At 57.9% G+C, this 16,721-nt stretch carries 15 protein-coding genes; 9 read left to right on the top strand and 6 right to left on the bottom strand.

The features are described 5' to 3' along the window. Positions 1-4 precede the first annotated feature (4 nt). Entirely contained in the window at positions 5-382 is a 378-nt protein-coding gene (gene ybjM, locus G6041_RS08590) for an inner membrane protein YbjM (RefSeq protein ID WP_041460558.1), read from the bottom strand. 292 nt (positions 383-674) lie between these two features. Here ybjM and G6041_RS08595 point away from each other — a divergent pair, with 292 nt between their 5' ends. Both G6041_RS08595 and G6041_RS08605 read left to right on the top strand, forming a co-directional pair. Next, on the top strand, positions 675-2,357 hold the full coding sequence (locus G6041_RS08595; protein ID WP_004385782.1) for an aspartate:alanine antiporter: 1,683 nt from the start codon (positions 675-677) through the stop codon (positions 2,355-2,357). Between the two features lie 649 nt (positions 2,358-3,006). Then, positions 3,007-3,735, top strand: a complete 729-nt coding sequence (locus G6041_RS08605; protein ID WP_012125248.1) for a DUF6216 family protein — start codon at positions 3,007-3,009, stop codon at positions 3,733-3,735. A gap of 116 nt (positions 3,736-3,851) precedes the next feature. Here the strand turns inward: G6041_RS08605 and G6041_RS08610 are convergent, their stop codons facing one another. Beyond that, the gene (locus tag G6041_RS08610) at positions 3,852-4,397 is read right to left on the bottom strand and encodes a TetR/AcrR family transcriptional regulator (protein WP_012125249.1); all 546 of its coding nucleotides are present in this window, start codon (positions 4,395-4,397) and stop codon (positions 3,852-3,854) included. Between the two features lie 103 nt (positions 4,398-4,500). On the opposite strand from G6041_RS08610, the gene G6041_RS08615 reads away from it, so the two are divergent. Further along, positions 4,501-5,727 carry an MFS transporter gene (locus G6041_RS08615; RefSeq protein WP_041460559.1) on the top strand — a complete coding sequence of 409 codons (1,227 nt, stop codon included), beginning with the start codon at positions 4,501-4,503 and terminating at the stop codon, positions 5,725-5,727. Here G6041_RS08615 and G6041_RS21555 read toward each other — a convergent pair. Beyond that, a complete protein-coding gene (locus G6041_RS21555; RefSeq protein ID WP_012125251.1) occupies positions 5,720-7,171 on the bottom strand; it encodes a flagellin N-terminal helical domain-containing protein in 1,452 nt (483 codons plus the stop codon). The genes G6041_RS08615 and G6041_RS21555 overlap by 8 nt on opposite strands. A gap of 180 nt (positions 7,172-7,351) precedes the next feature. Between G6041_RS21555 and G6041_RS08625 the strand changes: the two genes are divergently transcribed. Next, on the top strand, positions 7,352-8,164 hold the full coding sequence (locus G6041_RS08625; protein ID WP_012125252.1) for a Cof-type HAD-IIB family hydrolase: 813 nt from the start codon (positions 7,352-7,354) through the stop codon (positions 8,162-8,164). 33 nt (positions 8,165-8,197) lie between these two features. Here the strand turns inward: G6041_RS08625 and G6041_RS08630 are convergent, their stop codons facing one another. Next, positions 8,198-9,430, bottom strand: coding sequence for an MFS transporter (locus G6041_RS08630; protein WP_012125253.1), 1,233 nt, complete (start codon positions 9,428-9,430; stop codon positions 8,198-8,200). A gap of 166 nt (positions 9,431-9,596) precedes the next feature. Here G6041_RS08630 and G6041_RS08635 point away from each other — a divergent pair, with 166 nt between their 5' ends. The 3 genes from G6041_RS08635 to deoR all read left to right on the top strand — a co-directional run bounded on the left by G6041_RS08635 (position 9,597) and on the right by deoR (position 11,771). Continuing rightward, positions 9,597-10,337 (top strand): phosphatase PAP2 family protein, encoded by a 741-nt coding sequence (locus G6041_RS08635; RefSeq protein ID WP_041460560.1) that lies wholly within the window; start codon positions 9,597-9,599, stop codon positions 10,335-10,337. Beyond that, entirely contained in the window at positions 10,334-10,927 is a 594-nt protein-coding gene (ybjG, locus tag G6041_RS08640) for an undecaprenyl-diphosphate phosphatase (RefSeq protein ID WP_007901377.1), read from the top strand. The genes G6041_RS08635 and ybjG overlap by 4 nt, the downstream gene beginning before the upstream one ends. A 79-nt stretch (positions 10,928-11,006) precedes the next feature. Further along, a complete protein-coding gene (deoR, locus tag G6041_RS08645; RefSeq protein WP_012125255.1) occupies positions 11,007-11,771 on the top strand; it encodes a DNA-binding transcriptional repressor DeoR in 765 nt (254 codons plus the stop codon). Between the two features lie 27 nt (positions 11,772-11,798). Here deoR and dacC read toward each other — a convergent pair whose 3' ends face one another. After that, positions 11,799-13,010 carry a serine-type D-Ala-D-Ala carboxypeptidase gene (gene dacC, locus G6041_RS08650; RefSeq protein ID WP_032981418.1) on the bottom strand — a complete coding sequence of 404 codons (1,212 nt, stop codon included), beginning with the start codon at positions 13,008-13,010 and terminating at the stop codon, positions 11,799-11,801. Between the two features lie 246 nt (positions 13,011-13,256). On the opposite strand from dacC, the gene G6041_RS08655 reads away from it, so the two are divergent. Further along, positions 13,257-13,883, top strand: coding sequence for a glutathione S-transferase family protein (locus G6041_RS08655; protein WP_012125257.1), 627 nt, complete (start codon positions 13,257-13,259; stop codon positions 13,881-13,883). Here the strand turns inward: G6041_RS08655 and G6041_RS08660 are convergent, their stop codons facing one another. Further along, the gene (locus tag G6041_RS08660) at positions 13,884-14,996 is read right to left on the bottom strand and encodes a PQQ-dependent sugar dehydrogenase (RefSeq protein WP_041460561.1); all 1,113 of its coding nucleotides are present in this window, start codon (positions 14,994-14,996) and stop codon (positions 13,884-13,886) included. It lies immediately after the preceding gene. 170 nt (positions 14,997-15,166) lie between these two features. On the opposite strand from G6041_RS08660, the gene rimO reads away from it, so the two are divergent. Further along, positions 15,167-16,492, top strand: coding sequence for a 30S ribosomal protein S12 methylthiotransferase RimO (gene rimO / locus G6041_RS08665; RefSeq protein ID WP_007866226.1), 1,326 nt, complete (start codon positions 15,167-15,169; stop codon positions 16,490-16,492). Positions 16,493-16,721: the final 229 nt, after the last annotated feature.

The following is a 16,721-nucleotide window of genomic DNA, read 5'->3' on the forward strand; positions in this document are numbered from 1 at the left end:
GCCGTTACAGCCGGCGTCTGCTATCCCCGCGATGGCGCAGCGTAATCAGGAACAGCCAGCAGAGCGAGCCGATAGAGCACCAGAACAGCGCGCTGAAAATCCATGCCAGCTCCTGCCAGAAGGAGCGCGCTTCCCCGCCCCACAGATGCAAAAGCACCAGGCAGAGCGGCGCGGCGATAAGCGCGCCTGCCAGCGGCTTAAGTTCACGGCCCCGTCTGGCGCAAACACCCGCCACAGCGCCGGGCAGCATAAAAGATAAAATTCCCAGATCCATCGTTCCGGCACCTGGCGCGAACGTACCCGGCACCATTTTTTGTGCCATGAATACCGCCAGAAACAGAATAAAACAGCAGGCGGTCGCAGCCCGGCTATGACGTCGCATCAACAAATATCCCCCTGATAGTGCCTGTATCAACCTGATCTCCTCTCCGCCGGTGCGGATGTTTAGTCAGATAAAGCATGGCGGCAGTCCGTGCCTCATAATTAACTGCGGGTAATAGAATATTCTTGCTGGCCGATACTATTCATAACGATTAAACTAGCGGCGGCTAAAAGCTTATGCAGACGAAATAATGGCTCCGGAAAAAGCGCACTTCCGGTAAAACATAAGCAAAATCCTAGCCCAGAAGCCTCTCCTTTTCAACAACTTACTGGTAAACAAGAAGTTAGCCTCCGTGAATATAAACGTCGCAGATTTGTTAAACGGGAATTACATCCTGTTATTATTTGTGGTGCTGGCGCTCGGCCTGTGTCTTGGTAAATTACGCCTGGGTTCTGTGCAACTGGGTAATTCCATTGGCGTTTTAGTCGTTTCATTATTATTAGGCCAGCAGCATTTTTCGATTAACACCGACGCGCTTAACCTCGGCTTTATGCTGTTTATTTTTTGCGTCGGTGTCGAAGCCGGCCCTAACTTTTTTTCTATTTTCTTTCGCGACGGTAAGAATTATCTGATGCTGGCGTTGGTCATGGTCGGCAGCGCTCTGCTCATTGCGCTCGGGCTTGGCCGCGCGTTCGGCTGGGATATCGGCCTGACCGCCGGGATGCTGGCGGGTTCAATGACCTCCACCCCCGTGCTGGTGGGCGCGGGCGACACATTACGCCACGCTGGTATGGAAGGCGCACAGCTTGCCCAGGCGCTGGATCACCTGAGCCTCGGCTATGCGCTGACGTACCTTATCGGGCTGGTAAGCCTGATTTTCGGGGCGCGCTACCTGCCGAAACTCCAGCACCAGGATCTGCAAACCAGCGCCCAGCAGATTGCGCGCGAGCGCGGTCTCGACACCGACGCCAACCGCAAAGTCTATCTGCCGGTTATCCGCGCCTATCGCGTGGGGCCGGAGCTGGTCGCCTGGGCCGATGGCAAAAACCTGCGCGAGCTTGGCATCTACCGCCAGACCGGCTGTTACATCGAGCGTATTCGCCGCAACGGCATTCTTGCGAGCCCGGACGGCGACGCAGTCTTGCAGATGGGCGATGAGATTGCGCTGGTAGGTTACCCGGACGCCCACGCGCGCCTCGACCCAAGCTTTCGCAACGGTAAAGAGGTGTTCGACCGCGATCTGCTCGACATGCGCATCGTCACTGAAGAGATTGTGGTGAAAAACCACAACGTGGTGGGCCGCCGTCTCGGCCAGCTCAAGCTCACCGACCACGGCTGCTTCTTAAACCGCGTCATCCGCAGCCAGATTGAGATGCCGATTGACGACAACATCGTCCTTAACAAAGGCGACGTCTTACAGGTGAGCGGCGACGCACGACGCGTGAAAACCATCGCCGACCGTATCGGGTTTATCTCCATTCACAGCCAGGTAACGGATCTTCTCGCCTTCTGCGCCTTCTTTATTGTCGGCCTGATGATCGGGATGATCACCTTCCAGTTCAGCTCGTTCAGCTTCGGCATCGGTAACGCCGCCGGTCTGCTGTTCGCCGGGATCATGCTCGGCTTCCTGCGCGCCAACCACCCGACGTTCGGCTATATCCCGCAGGGCGCGCTGATGATGGTGAAAGAGTTTGGCCTGATGGTGTTTATGGCGGGCGTGGGCCTCAGCGCGGGCAGCGGCATCGGCCACGGCCTCGGCGCTGTGGGCGGCCAGATGCTGTTTGCGGGTTTGATAGTGAGCCTGCTGCCGGTGGTGATTTGCTTCCTGTTCGGCGCGTATGTGCTGCGCATGAACCGCGCGTTGCTGTTCGGTGCGATGATGGGCGCACGCACCTGCGCACCGGCGATGGAGATCATCAGCGATACCGCGCGCAGCAATATCCCGGCGCTCGGCTACGCGGGCACCTATGCGATAGCCAACGTGCTGCTGACGCTTGCCGGTACGCTTATCGTCATCATCTGGCCCGGCACATAAAAAAACGAGAAATTTTGCAGATGGCGCGAACTTTTCGAAAAAGCATCAGTCTCAATTAGTGCCACTGCTTTTCTTTGATGTCCCCATTTTGTGGAGCCCATCAACCCCGCCATCTTGGTTCAAGGTTGATGGGTTTTTTGTTGGGTGAAATTCCTGACAGCGCGGTATTTGAGTTTTACGAAGCCCCATCCCAGACTCCAGCCACACGTTGGTTCTATCAACGGGCTAACTGGATGTAAGGCAGCACACATGCTGACAACCTTGTCATGCATCCCATTCTCCCTATCCTGAGACCAAAGGTTACCAAAGCGGTTGCTGACCAGCTGCAGCTTGCCCCGACATCAACTCCTTTAGCGATATTAATTCATTCCTACTTTTTAAGTGGGCAGGCACATAATTAGCAGATTTTATTTTCTCCTCTTTCACTCTTATTAATTCGATGACGAAGAAAAGACATCGCTTCATCATTATGCCACAAAGGCATGCACTCGTTTTCTGGTATAATTTCACATATATCATAATCTCATCAAGTTATAGCCCAACATACAAATAATAACGCCAATGTACTCTTCACAACTATTGCAAATCATGTCATACCTGTTAAAAATAAGATAATAAAAAACAGCAAGCACGCACAGGATTCAGAAAAATGCATTCGATTACAGAGATGATAAGCACAGAGTTTACCAATGCGCCGGTTGCGACAATTATCACGCTGGTAACAGCCATCGGGACAGTATTTAAACTCCTAATTAATATAAAAAGCAAGCTTGTAAAACCGCGTGAAGGAGAAGCTAAAACTCTCGAAAATGCAGGTATACCTTCTTCCTTATTACGTTTTTTTATGATCCCACTTTCGACAAAAAAGATACCTGAAATCAAAAGACTTGATAAGTTCCTACCTTGTGTCTTTGCTTTATTCTTTATCGGTTCCTTTTGCTTTTCTGCTCCGGTAGTTATCCGCACTGCTAAGACTCCCGGTGAGCACGCCCTTCTTATCTGGAAGCCTACCGGAGAATATTTTTATATTTCTCGCGATTCAGCCTGGCAGGCAAACATTGTTGCCAGAAGCAAGTGGAATATGCGTAAAGCCGAATGTACCTCGAACATTACCCGAGTTGCCACTCAAAGTATCTTACCATCACCAGAAGTAAAGAAAGGGATTTGCGATCTCTTTCTTACGCAAGAAGGCCAGCGTTACCTGACTAATTCGATAAAAGTTTATCCGAAGGAAAAAACATTTGTATATGTCATGCTGCCTTTCACTGAGCTTATTTTGCTATGGATAACCTTAGGCACCATACTACATGTCCACTTCACAAAAAAGTTAAGAAAATATATTGTCGGCGAGCATGATAAAGCGCTGAGCTACGTATAGTGACAAGCCGATCAATAACGACCCATTTCTATTTTCGCCTGTTTGTTAACCAAAATGTTATTATGTAAAGGCACATAAAACCTTCCCTTTTGACTCACTTAATTTTTGAAGCGGATTTAATCGACTCCGGCGAGTCTCAACACTATTACCCGGATCTCCGCCTCCTTCAGCGGCTCGCGGTCGACCACGTAGTGCAGCGTCATCCCTTCGACAAACGCATCAAGCGCGCGGGCGGTCGCCGGGTCGAACCAGGTTTCGAGCGTCTGCTGGCTGCGGCGCATCCAGTCCTGCATGATGATTTTAAGTTGCGGCTGGCGGCTCGCGTAGGCGTAGAGCTGGTACATCAGCTCCATATTTTCAGGCGTCGTCACCTGCGCGCCGCAAATCAGCGCCGTTAATGCCTCGCAGGCTTCCTCGCGGCTCTGCGCCTTTGCCATCAATGCCTGGTACTGGCGCGACATGCTCTCGGCGAAACGCGTAAACGCCTCGGCCAGCAATGCCTCCAGCGAGGTGAAATAATAAGTGACGGAGCCCAGCGGCACGCCTGCCTCAAGGGCGATTTTGCGGTGCGTAATATGATGAAAGCCGTGCGTGGCGATGCAGGCGAGCGTCGCTTCCAGAATGCGCTCGCGGCGCTGCGGGTCGTTTTGTCGTGTCGCCATGGGTGTCGAATTCTCAACCGGAAAAGCATTTTCTGTATGTGTACAAATGTACACAACCTTGCTACGTTTTAAAGGTTTCTTTTTCACTCCAGGCGAATGGGCTATGTCATCCGACGTGAATCACTCTTCCGCGCTGCGTCACCGGACGTGGGCGCTGTTTCTGTTTTTCTTTCTGCCAGGATTGCTGATGGCCTCCTGGGCGACCCGCACGCCGTCCATTCGTGACGTGCTGGCGGTCTCCACCGCCGGGATGGGCATTGTGCTGTTCGGGCTTTCGGTTGGCTCCATGAGCGGCATTCTCTGCTCCGGCTGGCTGGTGAAGCGCCTCGGCACACATACGGTTATCCGCAACGGCATGGCGCTTGGGGTTATCGGCATGTTGCTGATGGCGCTCGCGCTGTGGCTCGCCTCGCCGCTGCTGTTTGCCTGCGGGCTGGCGGTGCTGGGCGCGGGGATGGGGTCCGCCGAAGTGGCGCTCAATGTCGAAGGCGCGACGGTTGAACAGCTACAGAACAAAACCGTGCTGCCGATGATGCACGGCTTTTACAGCCTCGGCACGCTGATTGGCGCGGGCATCGGCCTGAGCCTGACGGCGTTCCATTTCCGCGCCGATCTGCACCTTACCATCGCCACGCTGGTTACCATTATCCCGATTATTATCGGGCTGCGGGCTATTCCCTACGGCGTCGGTAAAGAGGCGAAAGAAGCGCGCCAGCAGCGCCCTGCCGGTCATCTCCCGTTCTGGAAAGATACCCAGTTGCTGCTGATTGGCCTGATTGTCCTGGCGATGGCGTTTGCCGAAGGCTCCGCCAACGACTGGCTGCCGTTATTGATGGTGGACGGTCACGGTTTTAGCCCCACTTCCGGCTCGCTGATCTACGCCGGTTTCACGCTCGGTATGACGCTCGGACGCTTCTTTGGCGGCTGGTTTATCGACCGCTACAGCCGCGTGAATGTGGTGCGCGCCAGCGCCATGATGGGCGCACTCGGCATCGGGCTGATTATCTTTATCGATAACCCGATTATCGCGAGCGTGTCGGTGCTGCTGTGGGGGCTGGGCGCGTCGCTCGGCTTCCCGCTGACCATTTCGGCGGCGAGCGATACCGGGCCGGATGCGCCGGTGCGCGTGAGCGTGGTGGCAACGGCAGGCTATGTCGCCTTCCTGGTGGGCCCGCCGTTACTCGGCTTCCTGGGGGAACATTACGGATTACGCAGCGCGATGCTGGTGGTATTAACGCTGGTGGCGCTGGCGGCGGTGGTGGCGCGTGCGGTGGCGAAACCTGCGACACCGGATGAGTCAGCCTCCGGGCAGGCGCGTGACGTTATTTAAGAAGCGAGAGCACGTTCTGCGCCTGCTGGTTCGCCTGCGCCAGCACGGCGTCCCCGGCCTGTTGCAGGATCTGCGTCCGGCTGAGGTTGCTCGCCTCCTGCGCGAAATCCGCGTCTTCGATGCGGCTGCGCGCGGCGGTCGTGGCGGCGGTATCCTGCGCCAGCCCGGCCTTCGCCGAATCGAACGTATTCACCAGACTCCCGTAAGTGCCGCGATACGCGCTTACGGTATCGATCGCATGATCGATGGCGTCTATCGCCTGCGACGCGCTCTGCTGATTATCAAGCCGCGCGGTATCAAGGCCGAGCGTTTTGGTGTCCGAAGGCGTGCCGGGAATGGTTTTATACTGCACCGCCTCGCCGTAGTCGGCGCTCATCACGATATCCGTATCGGTGCTGACCGGCCCGTTATCCGGCGGATCGGTTGGTTTCGGCAGTTTGGTCCAGGTCATCTGGCCGTAAAACGAGCCGTTGCCCACCACCATGATGATCACATCTTCCGTCACCTTATCAATGGACAAACGCTCAAGATAGTTGCCCGGCGACACCGTACCGTTGTTGGCCCAGCCCGTCGCGGGCGTCTCGTAGCGGTCGCCGTCGCCACTGTAGGTGATGGTCATGCCGTTGTACTGCTTCACCGCGCCGCCGCTCACGTTGTAAGTGGGCGGCCCCTGTGTCAGGTTCGCGTCGCTGTAGCTGGCACCCGGCAAAAAACCGTTATCGGTGGAGATGATTTTGGTATTCGCCGTCGCGGTGCTGTTCACGCCGTTATTCGTCCAGGTGAAGTCGCGCGTGGGGCCATTCACCGGCGTACCGACGAGATGGCTGCCATCACGGCTGAACAGCTGGATATCGTCATCCATCCAGCCCGAGTTAATCGTCAGCGTAATGTCAGTTGCGCCAGCGGGAATATAGGCCAGCGGCACCAGCCCGGAGGTAAAGGTGTACTGCTGGCCCGGCACCGGGAAGCGCTGGTTGATAGACGGAATATTACCGAGCTGCGACGCGGGTGGTGGCGGGGATGCCGCGGGCGCCAGCGGATATTTGCCGAAAATCGTCGTCCCTGTGGAAATGGCGTCTATCTGCGCTTTGATCTCGCTGAATTCAGCGGAGATCGCCGCGCGATCGCTTGCGTCCAGCGTGCCGGTTGCGGACTGCACCGCCAGCGATTTTGCGCGCGTCAGCAGATCGGTGACTTCAGAAAGCGCGCCCTCGGCCGTCTGCGAGAGGCTTACCCCGTCGTTCATGCTGCGCGAGGCCACGTCATTCGCCCTGAGCGTGGCAGACATACGGTTGGCAATAGCCTGCCCGGCGGCGTCGTCCTTCGCGCTGTTAATGCGCATGCCGGATGAGAGCCGCTCGATGGACTGGCTTAAGCTAGCGGCCGTTTTTTTCTGCTGCGTCAGGACACTGCCAGACATCAGGTTGTTGAAGATAGTCGCCATAGGGTTGCCGTTTCGCACATCGGAGAGTCGTTAACAAGGCTACTATCGGCCCCCAGGCAGTTTAGCTTTAGGTGTAAATTTGAATTAAGTGAAAATCCTTTTAATAACCACAGCTTATGTTAACAGGCCATTATCCGCACTTTTACCGCGTCCGGCCTGGTAAATCCTTAAGGAGCGTTTATGACAGTTAAGTTAATCGCCGTGGATATGGACGGCACCTTTTTACGCGACGACAAAACCTATCACCGCGAGCGTTTTCTTAAGCAGTACGCCGAAATGAAAGCCCGCGGCATCCGTTTTGTGGTAGCGAGCGGCAACCAGTATTACCAGTTAACGTCGTTCTTTCCGGACATCGCCGACGACATCGCCTTCGTGGCGGAAAACGGCGCGTGGGTGGTCTGCGAAGGCGAAGATGTCTTTAACGGCGAGCTGAGTGATGACGAGTATCGTCACGTCATTGACCACCTGATGACGCTCGACGATTTAGAGATTATCGCCTGCGGAAAAAACAGCGGCTACACGCTTAAGCGCTACGATGAGCGCTTCAAAAACATGGCGGCGCGCTACTATCACCGCCTGGATTTTGTCGACGACCTGCACGACGCGCGGGACATTTTCTTTAAATTCGCGCTCAACCTGCCGGATATCCAGCTGCTGAAAAGAATGGACGAACTGACCGAGGCGTTTGAAGGCATCGTGGTGCCGGTCTCAAGCGGCCACGGCTCTATTGATCTCATCATTCCAGGGCTGCACAAAGCCAACGGCATTCAGATGCTGCAACAGCGCTGGGGCATTGCAGACAGCGAGGTCGTGGCGTTTGGCGACGGCGGCAATGACGTCGAGATGCTGCGCCACGCGGGGTTTGGGTTCGCGATGGACAACGCGCCGGAGGCGATTCACAAGGTCGCGCGCTATCGTGCGCCAGCCAATAATCAGGATGGTGTACTGGATGTTATCGACAAGGTGCTGAACGGCGACGCGCCGTTCGCCTGAGACGACGGCCCGGGCGGGCCGTCGCGTTATGCGTTACGCTTCCGGGCGGGTGCCGACGGTTTTGTCCTTCAGGAAAATCACCATCAGGCCCAGCCACAGGAGGCCGCTTACGAAGTTAAACAGGTTAAACAGCGCGTTGCCGCCGCCAAGCCAGGCGTGTTTACTGATTTCGATACCCACCGTGAAAATGGTCATCTGCAACATGCCCATCGCCGCTGAAACGGTGCCTTTGCTGATGTCGCTGGCAAAGAGCGTCAGGCGCACCAGGCCCGCGTTAGCAATGCCGATGCCGAAAGCGTAGATGCTGAGCCCCGCCGTCATCCAGAGGTACGCGTGCGATGAAATCACCGTGGCGAGCGCCGCCAGCGCCAGCCCGAACATCATCGGCCAGCCGCCCATCACAATCAGCGAGCGCACGGAGCGCCGGGCGGTGAGCTTCGCCAGCACCAGGTTGCCGATGATCAGCGCGCCGAAAATCGGCACCTGCAACAGGCCATATTCATAGGTGCTCATCTGCTCGCCGCTGATGATAATGACCGGCGACTGCGCAATCCACGCCAGCAGCGGCAGGCTGACAAAACCTATCGCCAGCGCCCCGGACACAAAGCGCAGGTTTTTCAGCACGGCTTTATAGTCACGGCCCAGTTCACGCAGCGACAGCTTCTCGCCAAGCCGCGTGGCCGTCTCCGGCATAGCGCGCCACAGGCCAAAGAACGAGATGGCCGCCAGCACGGCGAAAAGCACAAACATCATCTCCCAGGGCGCGGCGTGTACCCAGGCAGCCCCGACGAGCGGCCCCAGCAGCGGCGCGATAAGCGCGACGTTCGCCATTAACGCGGTGATTTTGATACACACCGCCTCTTCAAACGACTCCTGAATCGCGGCATAACCCACCGCGCCGATAAAGCACAGGCTGATGCCCTGCAAAAAGCGCAGCACGGTGAACTGTTCAATGTCCCGGGCGAGCAACGTGGCAAGACAGGTGACGATAAACCACGCCACGCCCGCCAGCATCACCGGGCGTCTGCCGATACGGTCAGAGAGCGGGCCGAGCAGCCACTGTAAAAACATGCCGCCCGCGAGATAGGCGGTCATAGAGGTGGGCACCCATTCGACGCCCGCCTGATACTGTTCGACGACCGCGAGCATGCCCGGCTGGATCATGTCGTTGCCGATATAAGTCGAGAATTCGTAGAGCACCAGGCAGAGCGGGAACAGCAGCGCCTGGCGTCCGAGACGTCCGGTTCGGTTTGCGTGAGTTTGCATGAGTCATCCATCAATAAAATCGCGCAAAGTGTAATGAATTGCCGCGCCGCGCGATAGTGAATTATGTGCGACAAACCGGCGTGGCGCGCCTTTAGCTCTATTGTTTAAGGTTTTCTTAAGTAAGCCGCTTTATGCTGGCCCTTTTCAGCTTCCGGATGACGCCGCGATGCGTACTTTATCTCCGCTTTTCTGGCCCGCCAGGCCCCGGATAAATAAGACAATCTCCCTTTATTCCCTGCCCGTGCGCTTTTATGTTGGTCAGCTTGCGCTGTTAACGGCGCTGGGCGTGCTGTTCACCTGGCTTTCACGCACCGAAACGCTGGACCGCGGGCTGACGCAGATGTGGTTTGACGCCGCGGCAGGGAATTTTCCCTGGCAGGACAACCACTGGCTTGATCTGCTCAATCACCGGCTCGCCAAATATTGCGCCATCGCGGTCGCCGTCGGGAGCCTGCTGTATGGCGTGATTCGTCGCCATCCGCGCTGGATGATGGTCGCGGTGCTGATGGGTCTTGGCGCTGCCGTCGTCGGCATCCTGAAGGCTACCAGCCATCACAGCTGTCCGTGGGATCTCGTTGAGTATGGCGGAAAGGCGCTCTCCTATCCGCTTTTTGGCGCGGTACCGGACGGCAGCGGCCCTGGTCGGTGTTTCCCTGGCGGGCACGCCTCCAGCGGCTTTATGGTGATGGGCCTCTGGTTCGGCCTTAAGCGTGAGCATCCGGGATACGCCCGGCTGGCGCTGGCGGCGGGCATTGCACTCGGGCTCGCGATGGGCTTCGGCCAGGTGATGCGCGGCGCGCATTTCTTCACCCATAACCTGTGGGCAGGCTGGTGGGTGTGGCTCACGCAGGTGGTGACGTGGGGCGTGACCACCACATTGATGAATAAGGAACCCGCAACCCTATGATGGAAGCGTTGAATCAATTTCTGTTTTTGCAAATTAACGCGACGCCCGCGTCGCCGGGCTGGCTTATCGCGCTGGCGACCTTTATCGCGCGCGATCTCATCTCGATTGTGCCGCTGCTGCCGGTGGTACTGTGGCTCTGGCGTCCGACCGAGCGCAGGCTGGTGGTGAAGTTCGCGCTGGCGCTGCTCATCAGCCTCGCCGTCTCCTGGCTTGCGGGCCATCTGTTTCCGCATCCGCGCCCGTTTGTGGTCGGCCTCGGTCATCAGTTCCTGCCGCACGCGCCTGACGACTCCTATCCAAGCGATCACGGCACCGTGATTTTCACCTTCGCGCTGGCGTTTCTCTTCTGGCACCGCGTCTGGTCTGGCGCGCTGTTAATGGCCGTCGCCTGCGCGATTGCCTGGTCGCGCGTCTATCTCGGCGTCCACTGGCCGCTCGATATGGCGGGCGGTCTGCTGGTGGCGATGCTCGCCTGCCTGAGCGCGCAGATCCTCTGGGCACCGCTTGGCGAACCGCTCTACCGCACGCTGCGCCAGCTCTATCGTCTCTGCTTCGCGCTGCCCATCCGTAAAGGCTGGGTGCGTGACTAACCGCAGGTCCACAGGTAAGATTGCACGACTTTTCAGGCACCGCGCGACGGGCGTGGTGCCGGGTTGAGCAAGAGGAACTATGGAAACGCGGCGTGATGAGCGGCTGGCGCAACTGCTACAGGCACTAAAGCGACAGGATAAAATGCATCTCAAAGAGGCGGCGGCGCTGCTTGGCGTCTCGGAGATGACGATTCGCCGCGACCTGCAGGGTAATGACGCGCCGGTCACGCTGCTTGGCGGCTATATTGTGCTGGAGCCGCGCGGCGTGGCGGTAAGCCGCTACCTGTTAAGCGATGAGCAGACCCGGCTGGTGGAGGAGAAACGTCACGCGGCCGCGCTCGCGGCGTCGCTTGCGCGCCCGCACCAGACGCTCTTTTTCGACTGCGGCACAACCACGCCGTGGGTCATCGACGCGCTGGACGACGCCCTGCCCTTCACCGGCATCTGCTATTCGCTCAACACCTTTCTGGCGCTCCAGGAGAAACCGCACTGTCGCGTTATTCTCTGCGGCGGCGAATTCCACGCGAGCAACGCGATTTTCAAGCCGCTCAATTTCCAGGAGACGCTGCGCAATCTCTGCCCCGATATCGCCTTTTTTTCGGCAGCGGGCGTGCATCCGCAATATGGCGCGACCTGTTTTAATCTCGACGAATTGCCGGTGAAACACTGGGCGCTGGAAATGGCCCAGCGTCACGTGATTGTGGCGGACCACAGCAAATTTGGGCAGGTGCGGCCCGCCTGTATGGGGCCGCTTGAGGCGTTTGATACCATCACGACCGACCAGATGCCCGACGACGCGTTTATCGCCTGGGCGCAGGCGGCAAACGTCAGCGTGATGTGGTAAACGCTCCCGTAAGCCGGGAGCACATTTTTACGAGAACCAGCTCCCGAACCACTGATGGAATTTCATCAGCACGAAATCCCACATCCGGCTGAAGAAGCCGCCTTCATTTACCGCTTCCATGACCACCAGCGGGCGCTGCTCGATGCTCTTGCCGTTCAGCTGGAAATCGATAGTGCCCACCACCTGGCCCTGTTTCAGCGGCGCGGTAAGCTGCGGCGAATTGAGCGTATAGGTGGCTTTGAGGTTTTTCAGCTGGCCTTTGGGGATCGTCACAGAACCCGCCTCGCCCGCGCCGAGTTTCACTTCGCTGCTGTCGCCAAACCAGACGCGCTGGTTAACGAACGCGGCATCCGGCTTAATCGGCGTGACGGTTTCAAAGAAGCGGAAGCCCCAGGTCAGCAGTTTTTCCGATTCGCGAAAGCGAATGCCGTCGGTTTTCGCGCCCAGCACAACCGAGATCAGGCGCATATCGCCCTGCGTCGCCGAGGCGACCAGGTTATAGCCCGCGCCCGCTGTAGTGCCGGTTTTCATTCCGTCGACGTTCATGCTGCTGCTCCACAACAGCCGGTTGCGGTTCGGCTGGCGGATCTTATTGAACGTAAACTCTTTCTCTTTATGGATGGCGTATTCATCCGGCACGTCGTGGATCAGCGCCTTGCCGAGCAGCGCCATATCGCGCGCGGTGCTGAACTGCCCCGGCGCATCGAGGCCGTGGACCGTTTTAAAGGTCGTGTTAGTCAGCCCCAGGCGTTTGGCGTAGCCGTTCATCAGGCTGACAAACGCGTCCTGGCTGCCCGCCACATAATCGGCGATAGCAATACTGGCGTCATTGCCGGACTGAATAATCACGCCTTTGTTGAGATCGGCCACCGACACCTGATCGCCGGGTTTTAAGAACATCAGCGACGAGCCGCGCAGCGCCGGGTTGCCGGTCGCCCAGGCGTCTTTGCCGACGGTCACTTTATCATCGAGATGAATTTTCCCCGCCTTGAGCGCCTGGCCGACCACATAGCTGGTCATCAGTTTGGTGAGGCTTGCCGGATCGAGTTTTTCATCCGCGTTGCCTTCTGCCAGCACTTTGCCGCTGTGATAGTCCATCAGGATCCAGGCGCGGGCGTCGACGTCCGGCGCGGCGGGCGCAATCGGGTCGGCCGCGTGGGCGGTGGAGAGAGAAATCAATAGAAACGCGCCTGAGAGAGCCAGCACGCGACGAGCGCCGGAGCGTGAGAATGAGGTCATAAGAGCCACCTGAATATCCATTCCAGAAACTACTACAAATCAACCGTATCGGTGAAAAGATGAGTAATAACGCACAAACGCCATCAATGAAACAGCACGGGGGTAAAGTTTTTAAAGTTTCACTTTCCGGTCACAAAGTGACACGGCATTTTCAGGCAGTTGCGAAAGCGCGGGGATTATTCCACCATGGAATATCTTCGTGGCGCGCCGTCGCCGCGGCATCGTTCATCTGCAAAGGAGCAAGATATGATTACCGTATGGGGTCGAGAAAATTCCACTAACGTGAAGAAGGTGCTGTGGTGTCTGGAAGAGCTGGAGCTGCCGTACAACCGCATTCCGGCAGGCGGCAAATATGGCATTAACCACGACGCGGATTATCTGGAGATGAACCCGAACGGGCTGGTACCGTGCCTGCGCGACGATGAAACCGGTCTGGTGCTGTGGGAATCCAACACCATTGTGCGTTATCTGGCAGCGCAGTATGGCCAGGGCCGCCTGTGGCTGGAAAGCCCCGTTGAGCGCGCCCGCGGCGAAAAGTGGATGGACTGGGCCATCAGCACGCTGCCTGCGCCGCACCGCGGCGTCGTCTTCAGCCTGGTGCGCACGCCGCCCGAGCAGCGCGACCCGGCGCTGATTGAAGAGAGCAAAAAGCAGTGCGATGCGCTGTTCGCCATTCTTGACGCCGAACTGGCGAAAACCCCGTGGCTCTCCGGCGACGCGTTCGGCATCGCCGATATGGCCCCTGCGCCGCACATCTATAACCTCTTTAACGTCGGCATCGAGTGGACGACGCGCCCGCACCTGGAGCGCTGGTATCAGCAGCTCACCGAGCGTCCGGCTTTTCGCAATATCGTGATGATCCCGGTGAGCTGATCACGACGCCGGGCTGACTTTCAGCAGCTGACCGTCGGTTTCGTCGGTCAGCACATACAGGAAGCCGTCCGGCCCGACGCGCACGTCGCGAATACGCTTGTTCTCTTTCTCCAGCAGTCGGCCATCTTCCGTCACTTGATTGCCGTTCACCGACAGCTGGATCAGGTTCTGCTCCTTGAGCGCGCCGATAAACAGCTTATTTTTCCACTGCGGAAATTTATCGGCGTTATAAAACGCCATGCCGCTCACCGCGGGCGAGACTTTCCAGTAGAACAGGGGCTGTTCGGTGCCCGGCGCTTCGCCGCCTTTGGCCTCCGGAATAGGCTCGCCGCTGTAGTTAATGCCCCAGGTGGCAAGCGGCCAGCCGTAATTTTTGCCCGCTTCAGGAATATTGATTTCATCGCCGCCTTTCGGGCCGTGCTCATTAAGCCATATCGTCTGGCTCCACGGGTTGAGCGCCAGCCCCTGCGGGTTGCGAATGCCGTAAGACCAGATCTCCGGGCGCACGCCCTGTTTGCCGACAAACGGGTTATCTTTCGGCACGTCGCCGTTCTCCGTCAGGCGCACCACTTTGCCCTGAAGCTTATCGAGATCCTGCGCCGTCGGGCGCTGGTTGTTTTCGCCAAGCGCGATGAACAGATGGCCTTTACCGTCAAACGCCATACGCCCGCCAAAATGGTTGCCCACCGAGAGCTTCGGCTGCTGGCGGAACACGACCTTAAAATTTTCCAGCCGCTGCATATCGTCGCTAAGCCGCCCGTAGCCCACCGCAGTGCCCGCTTTACCGTCGCTGCCGCCTTCGGCGTAACTCAGCCAGACGCGGCGGCTCTCGTTAAAATCGGGCGCCAGCACTACATCCAGCAGGCCGCCCTGCCCCTGATGCCAGACCGTCGGCACGCCGGAGATGGCGGCGGAAAGCCCTTTGCCCGGCTGCCAGCGTTTCAGCTCGCCGCCGCGAAGCGTTATCAGCATGCCCTGGTTATCCGGCAGAAACGCCAGTGACCACGGGTTTTCGAGATTATCGGCAAGCACATCCACCTTTGCAGGCAGCGCGGCGGCGGAGGCGCTCACAACGAGCAACAGAGCGAGTAAACGGGGCGAGCGTAGCGGCATGGCGTTCTCCTTATGGCAGTCCCGATTAAGGGTAGCCAGCCGCAGAACGGCCCGGCGGACTTTTACAAAATCTTTAACATCGCGCAGGCGCAAGATACCAGTACAAATTTCCCACCAACCTCTGTAAAATCCCCGCCCTGATAACTCCATAAATGATGAATTTTTGACCTATGAGCAATGTAATGCAGCAGCCAAAGATCGGCTTCGTTTCGCTGGGCTGCCCAAAAAACCTGGTGGACTCTGAGCGCATCCTGACAGAGCTTCGCACCGAGGGCTACGACGTGGTGCCACGCTATGACGACGCCGATATGGTTATCGTCAACACCTGCGGGTTTATCGACAGCGCGGTGCAGGAGTCGCTGGAGGCGATCGGCGAGGCGCTGAATGAAAACGGCAAGGTGATTGTCACCGGCTGTCTCGGCGCGAAAGAAGATCAGATCCGCGAAGTGCACCCGAAAGTGCTGGAGATCACCGGGCCGCACAGCTACGAGCAGGTGCTGCAACATGTTCATCACTATGTGCCGAAGCCGAAGCACAACCCGTTCCTGAGCCTCGTGCCTGAACAGGGTGTAAAACTGACGCCGCGCCACTACGCCTACCTGAAAATTTCCGAAGGCTGCAACCATCGCTGCACCTTCTGCATTATCCCGTCGATGCGCGGCGATCTCGACAGCCGCCCGATTGGCGACGTGCTGGCCGAGGCGAAACGTCTGGTGGAAGCGGGCGTCAAAGAGCTGCTGGTGATTTCGCAGGACACCTCCGCTTACGGCGTGGACGTGAAACACCGCACCGGCTTCTGGAACGGCTCCCCGGTTAAAACCAGCATGGTGAGCCTGTGCGAACAGCTCGCGAAGCTCGGCGTCTGGGTGCGTCTGCATTACGTCTACCCGTACCCGCACGTGGACGATGTGATCCCGCTGATGGCGGAAGGCAAAATCCTGCCGTATCTGGATATCCCGTTGCAACACGCCAGCCCGCGGATTCTGAAGCTGATGAAGCGTCCTGGTTCGGTAGACCGCCAGCTGGCGCGCATCAAGCAGTGGCGCGAGATCTGCCCGGAGCTGACCCTGCGCTCGACGTTTATCGTCGGCTTCCCTGGCGAAACCGAAGACGATTTCCAGATGCTGCTCGATTTCCTGAAAGAGGCGCGTCTGGATCGCGTGGGCTGCTTTAAGTACAGCCCGGTTGAAGGCGCCACCGCCAACGATCTGCCGGATCAGGTGCCGGAAGAGGTGAAAGAAGAGCGCTGGAATCGCTTTATGGCGTTGCAGCAGCAGATTTCCGCCGAGCGTCTGCAGGAGAAAGTGGGCCGCGAGATCCTGGTTATTATTGATGAAGTGGACGAGGAAGGCGCGATTGGCCGCAGCATGGCGGACGCCCCGGAAATCGACGGCGCGGTGTACCTGAACGGTGAAACCAAACTGAAGCCGGGCGATGTGGTGCGCGTGAAGGTGGAGAACGCCGACGAGTATGATCTGTGGGGAAGCCTGGTATAAGGTTTCTGCGCGCCGTAAACGTGAAGAGGCTGCCGATGGCAGCCTTTTTTATGGCGGGTGCATGACATCGGCGGGTGCGCTGCGCTTACCCGCCCTACACAGAACCAACCGATCCCGTAGGGCGGGTAAGCGCAAGCGCACCCGCCATTCACAACCAACCTGTCCGTAGGGCGGGTAAGCGCAAGCGCACCCGCCATTCACAACCCACCTGGCCGTAGGGCGGGTAAGC

Origin of the sequence: Cronobacter sp. HA18003, assembly GCF_011605905.1 — a bacterium.
In the GTDB taxonomy this organism is placed as follows: Bacteria; Pseudomonadota; Gammaproteobacteria; order Enterobacterales; family Enterobacteriaceae; genus Cronobacter; species Cronobacter sakazakii.

What these genes read in the sequence shown, in the direction of transcription:
- ybjM (WP_041460558.1), bottom strand. Translation starts at nt 382, where the DNA reads ATGCGACGTCATAGCCGGGCTGCGACCGCCTGCTGTTTTATTCTGTTT.
- G6041_RS08605 (WP_012125248.1), top strand. Translation starts at nt 3,007, where the DNA reads ATGCATTCGATTACAGAGATGATAAGCACAGAGTTTACCAATGCGCCG.
- G6041_RS08610 (WP_012125249.1), bottom strand. Translation starts at nt 4,397, where the DNA reads ATGGCGACACGACAAAACGACCCGCAGCGCCGCGAGCGCATTCTGGAA.
- G6041_RS08615 (WP_041460559.1), top strand. Translation starts at nt 4,501, where the DNA reads ATGTCATCCGACGTGAATCACTCTTCCGCGCTGCGTCACCGGACGTGG.
- G6041_RS21555 (WP_012125251.1), bottom strand. Translation starts at nt 7,171, where the DNA reads ATGGCGACTATCTTCAACAACCTGATGTCTGGCAGTGTCCTGACGCAG.
- G6041_RS08625 (WP_012125252.1), top strand. Translation starts at nt 7,352, where the DNA reads ATGACAGTTAAGTTAATCGCCGTGGATATGGACGGCACCTTTTTACGC.
- G6041_RS08630 (WP_012125253.1), bottom strand. Translation starts at nt 9,430, where the DNA reads ATGCAAACTCACGCAAACCGAACCGGACGTCTCGGACGCCAGGCGCTG.
- G6041_RS08635 (WP_041460560.1), top strand. Translation starts at nt 9,597, where the DNA reads ATGCGTACTTTATCTCCGCTTTTCTGGCCCGCCAGGCCCCGGATAAAT.
- ybjG (WP_007901377.1), top strand. Translation starts at nt 10,334, where the DNA reads ATGATGGAAGCGTTGAATCAATTTCTGTTTTTGCAAATTAACGCGACG.
- deoR (WP_012125255.1), top strand. Translation starts at nt 11,007, where the DNA reads ATGGAAACGCGGCGTGATGAGCGGCTGGCGCAACTGCTACAGGCACTA.
- dacC (WP_032981418.1), bottom strand. Translation starts at nt 13,010, where the DNA reads ATGACCTCATTCTCACGCTCCGGCGCTCGTCGCGTGCTGGCTCTCTCA.
- G6041_RS08655 (WP_012125257.1), top strand. Translation starts at nt 13,257, where the DNA reads ATGATTACCGTATGGGGTCGAGAAAATTCCACTAACGTGAAGAAGGTG.
- G6041_RS08660 (WP_041460561.1), bottom strand. Translation starts at nt 14,996, where the DNA reads ATGCCGCTACGCTCGCCCCGTTTACTCGCTCTGTTGCTCGTTGTGAGC.
- rimO (WP_007866226.1), top strand. Translation starts at nt 15,167, where the DNA reads ATGAGCAATGTAATGCAGCAGCCAAAGATCGGCTTCGTTTCGCTGGGC.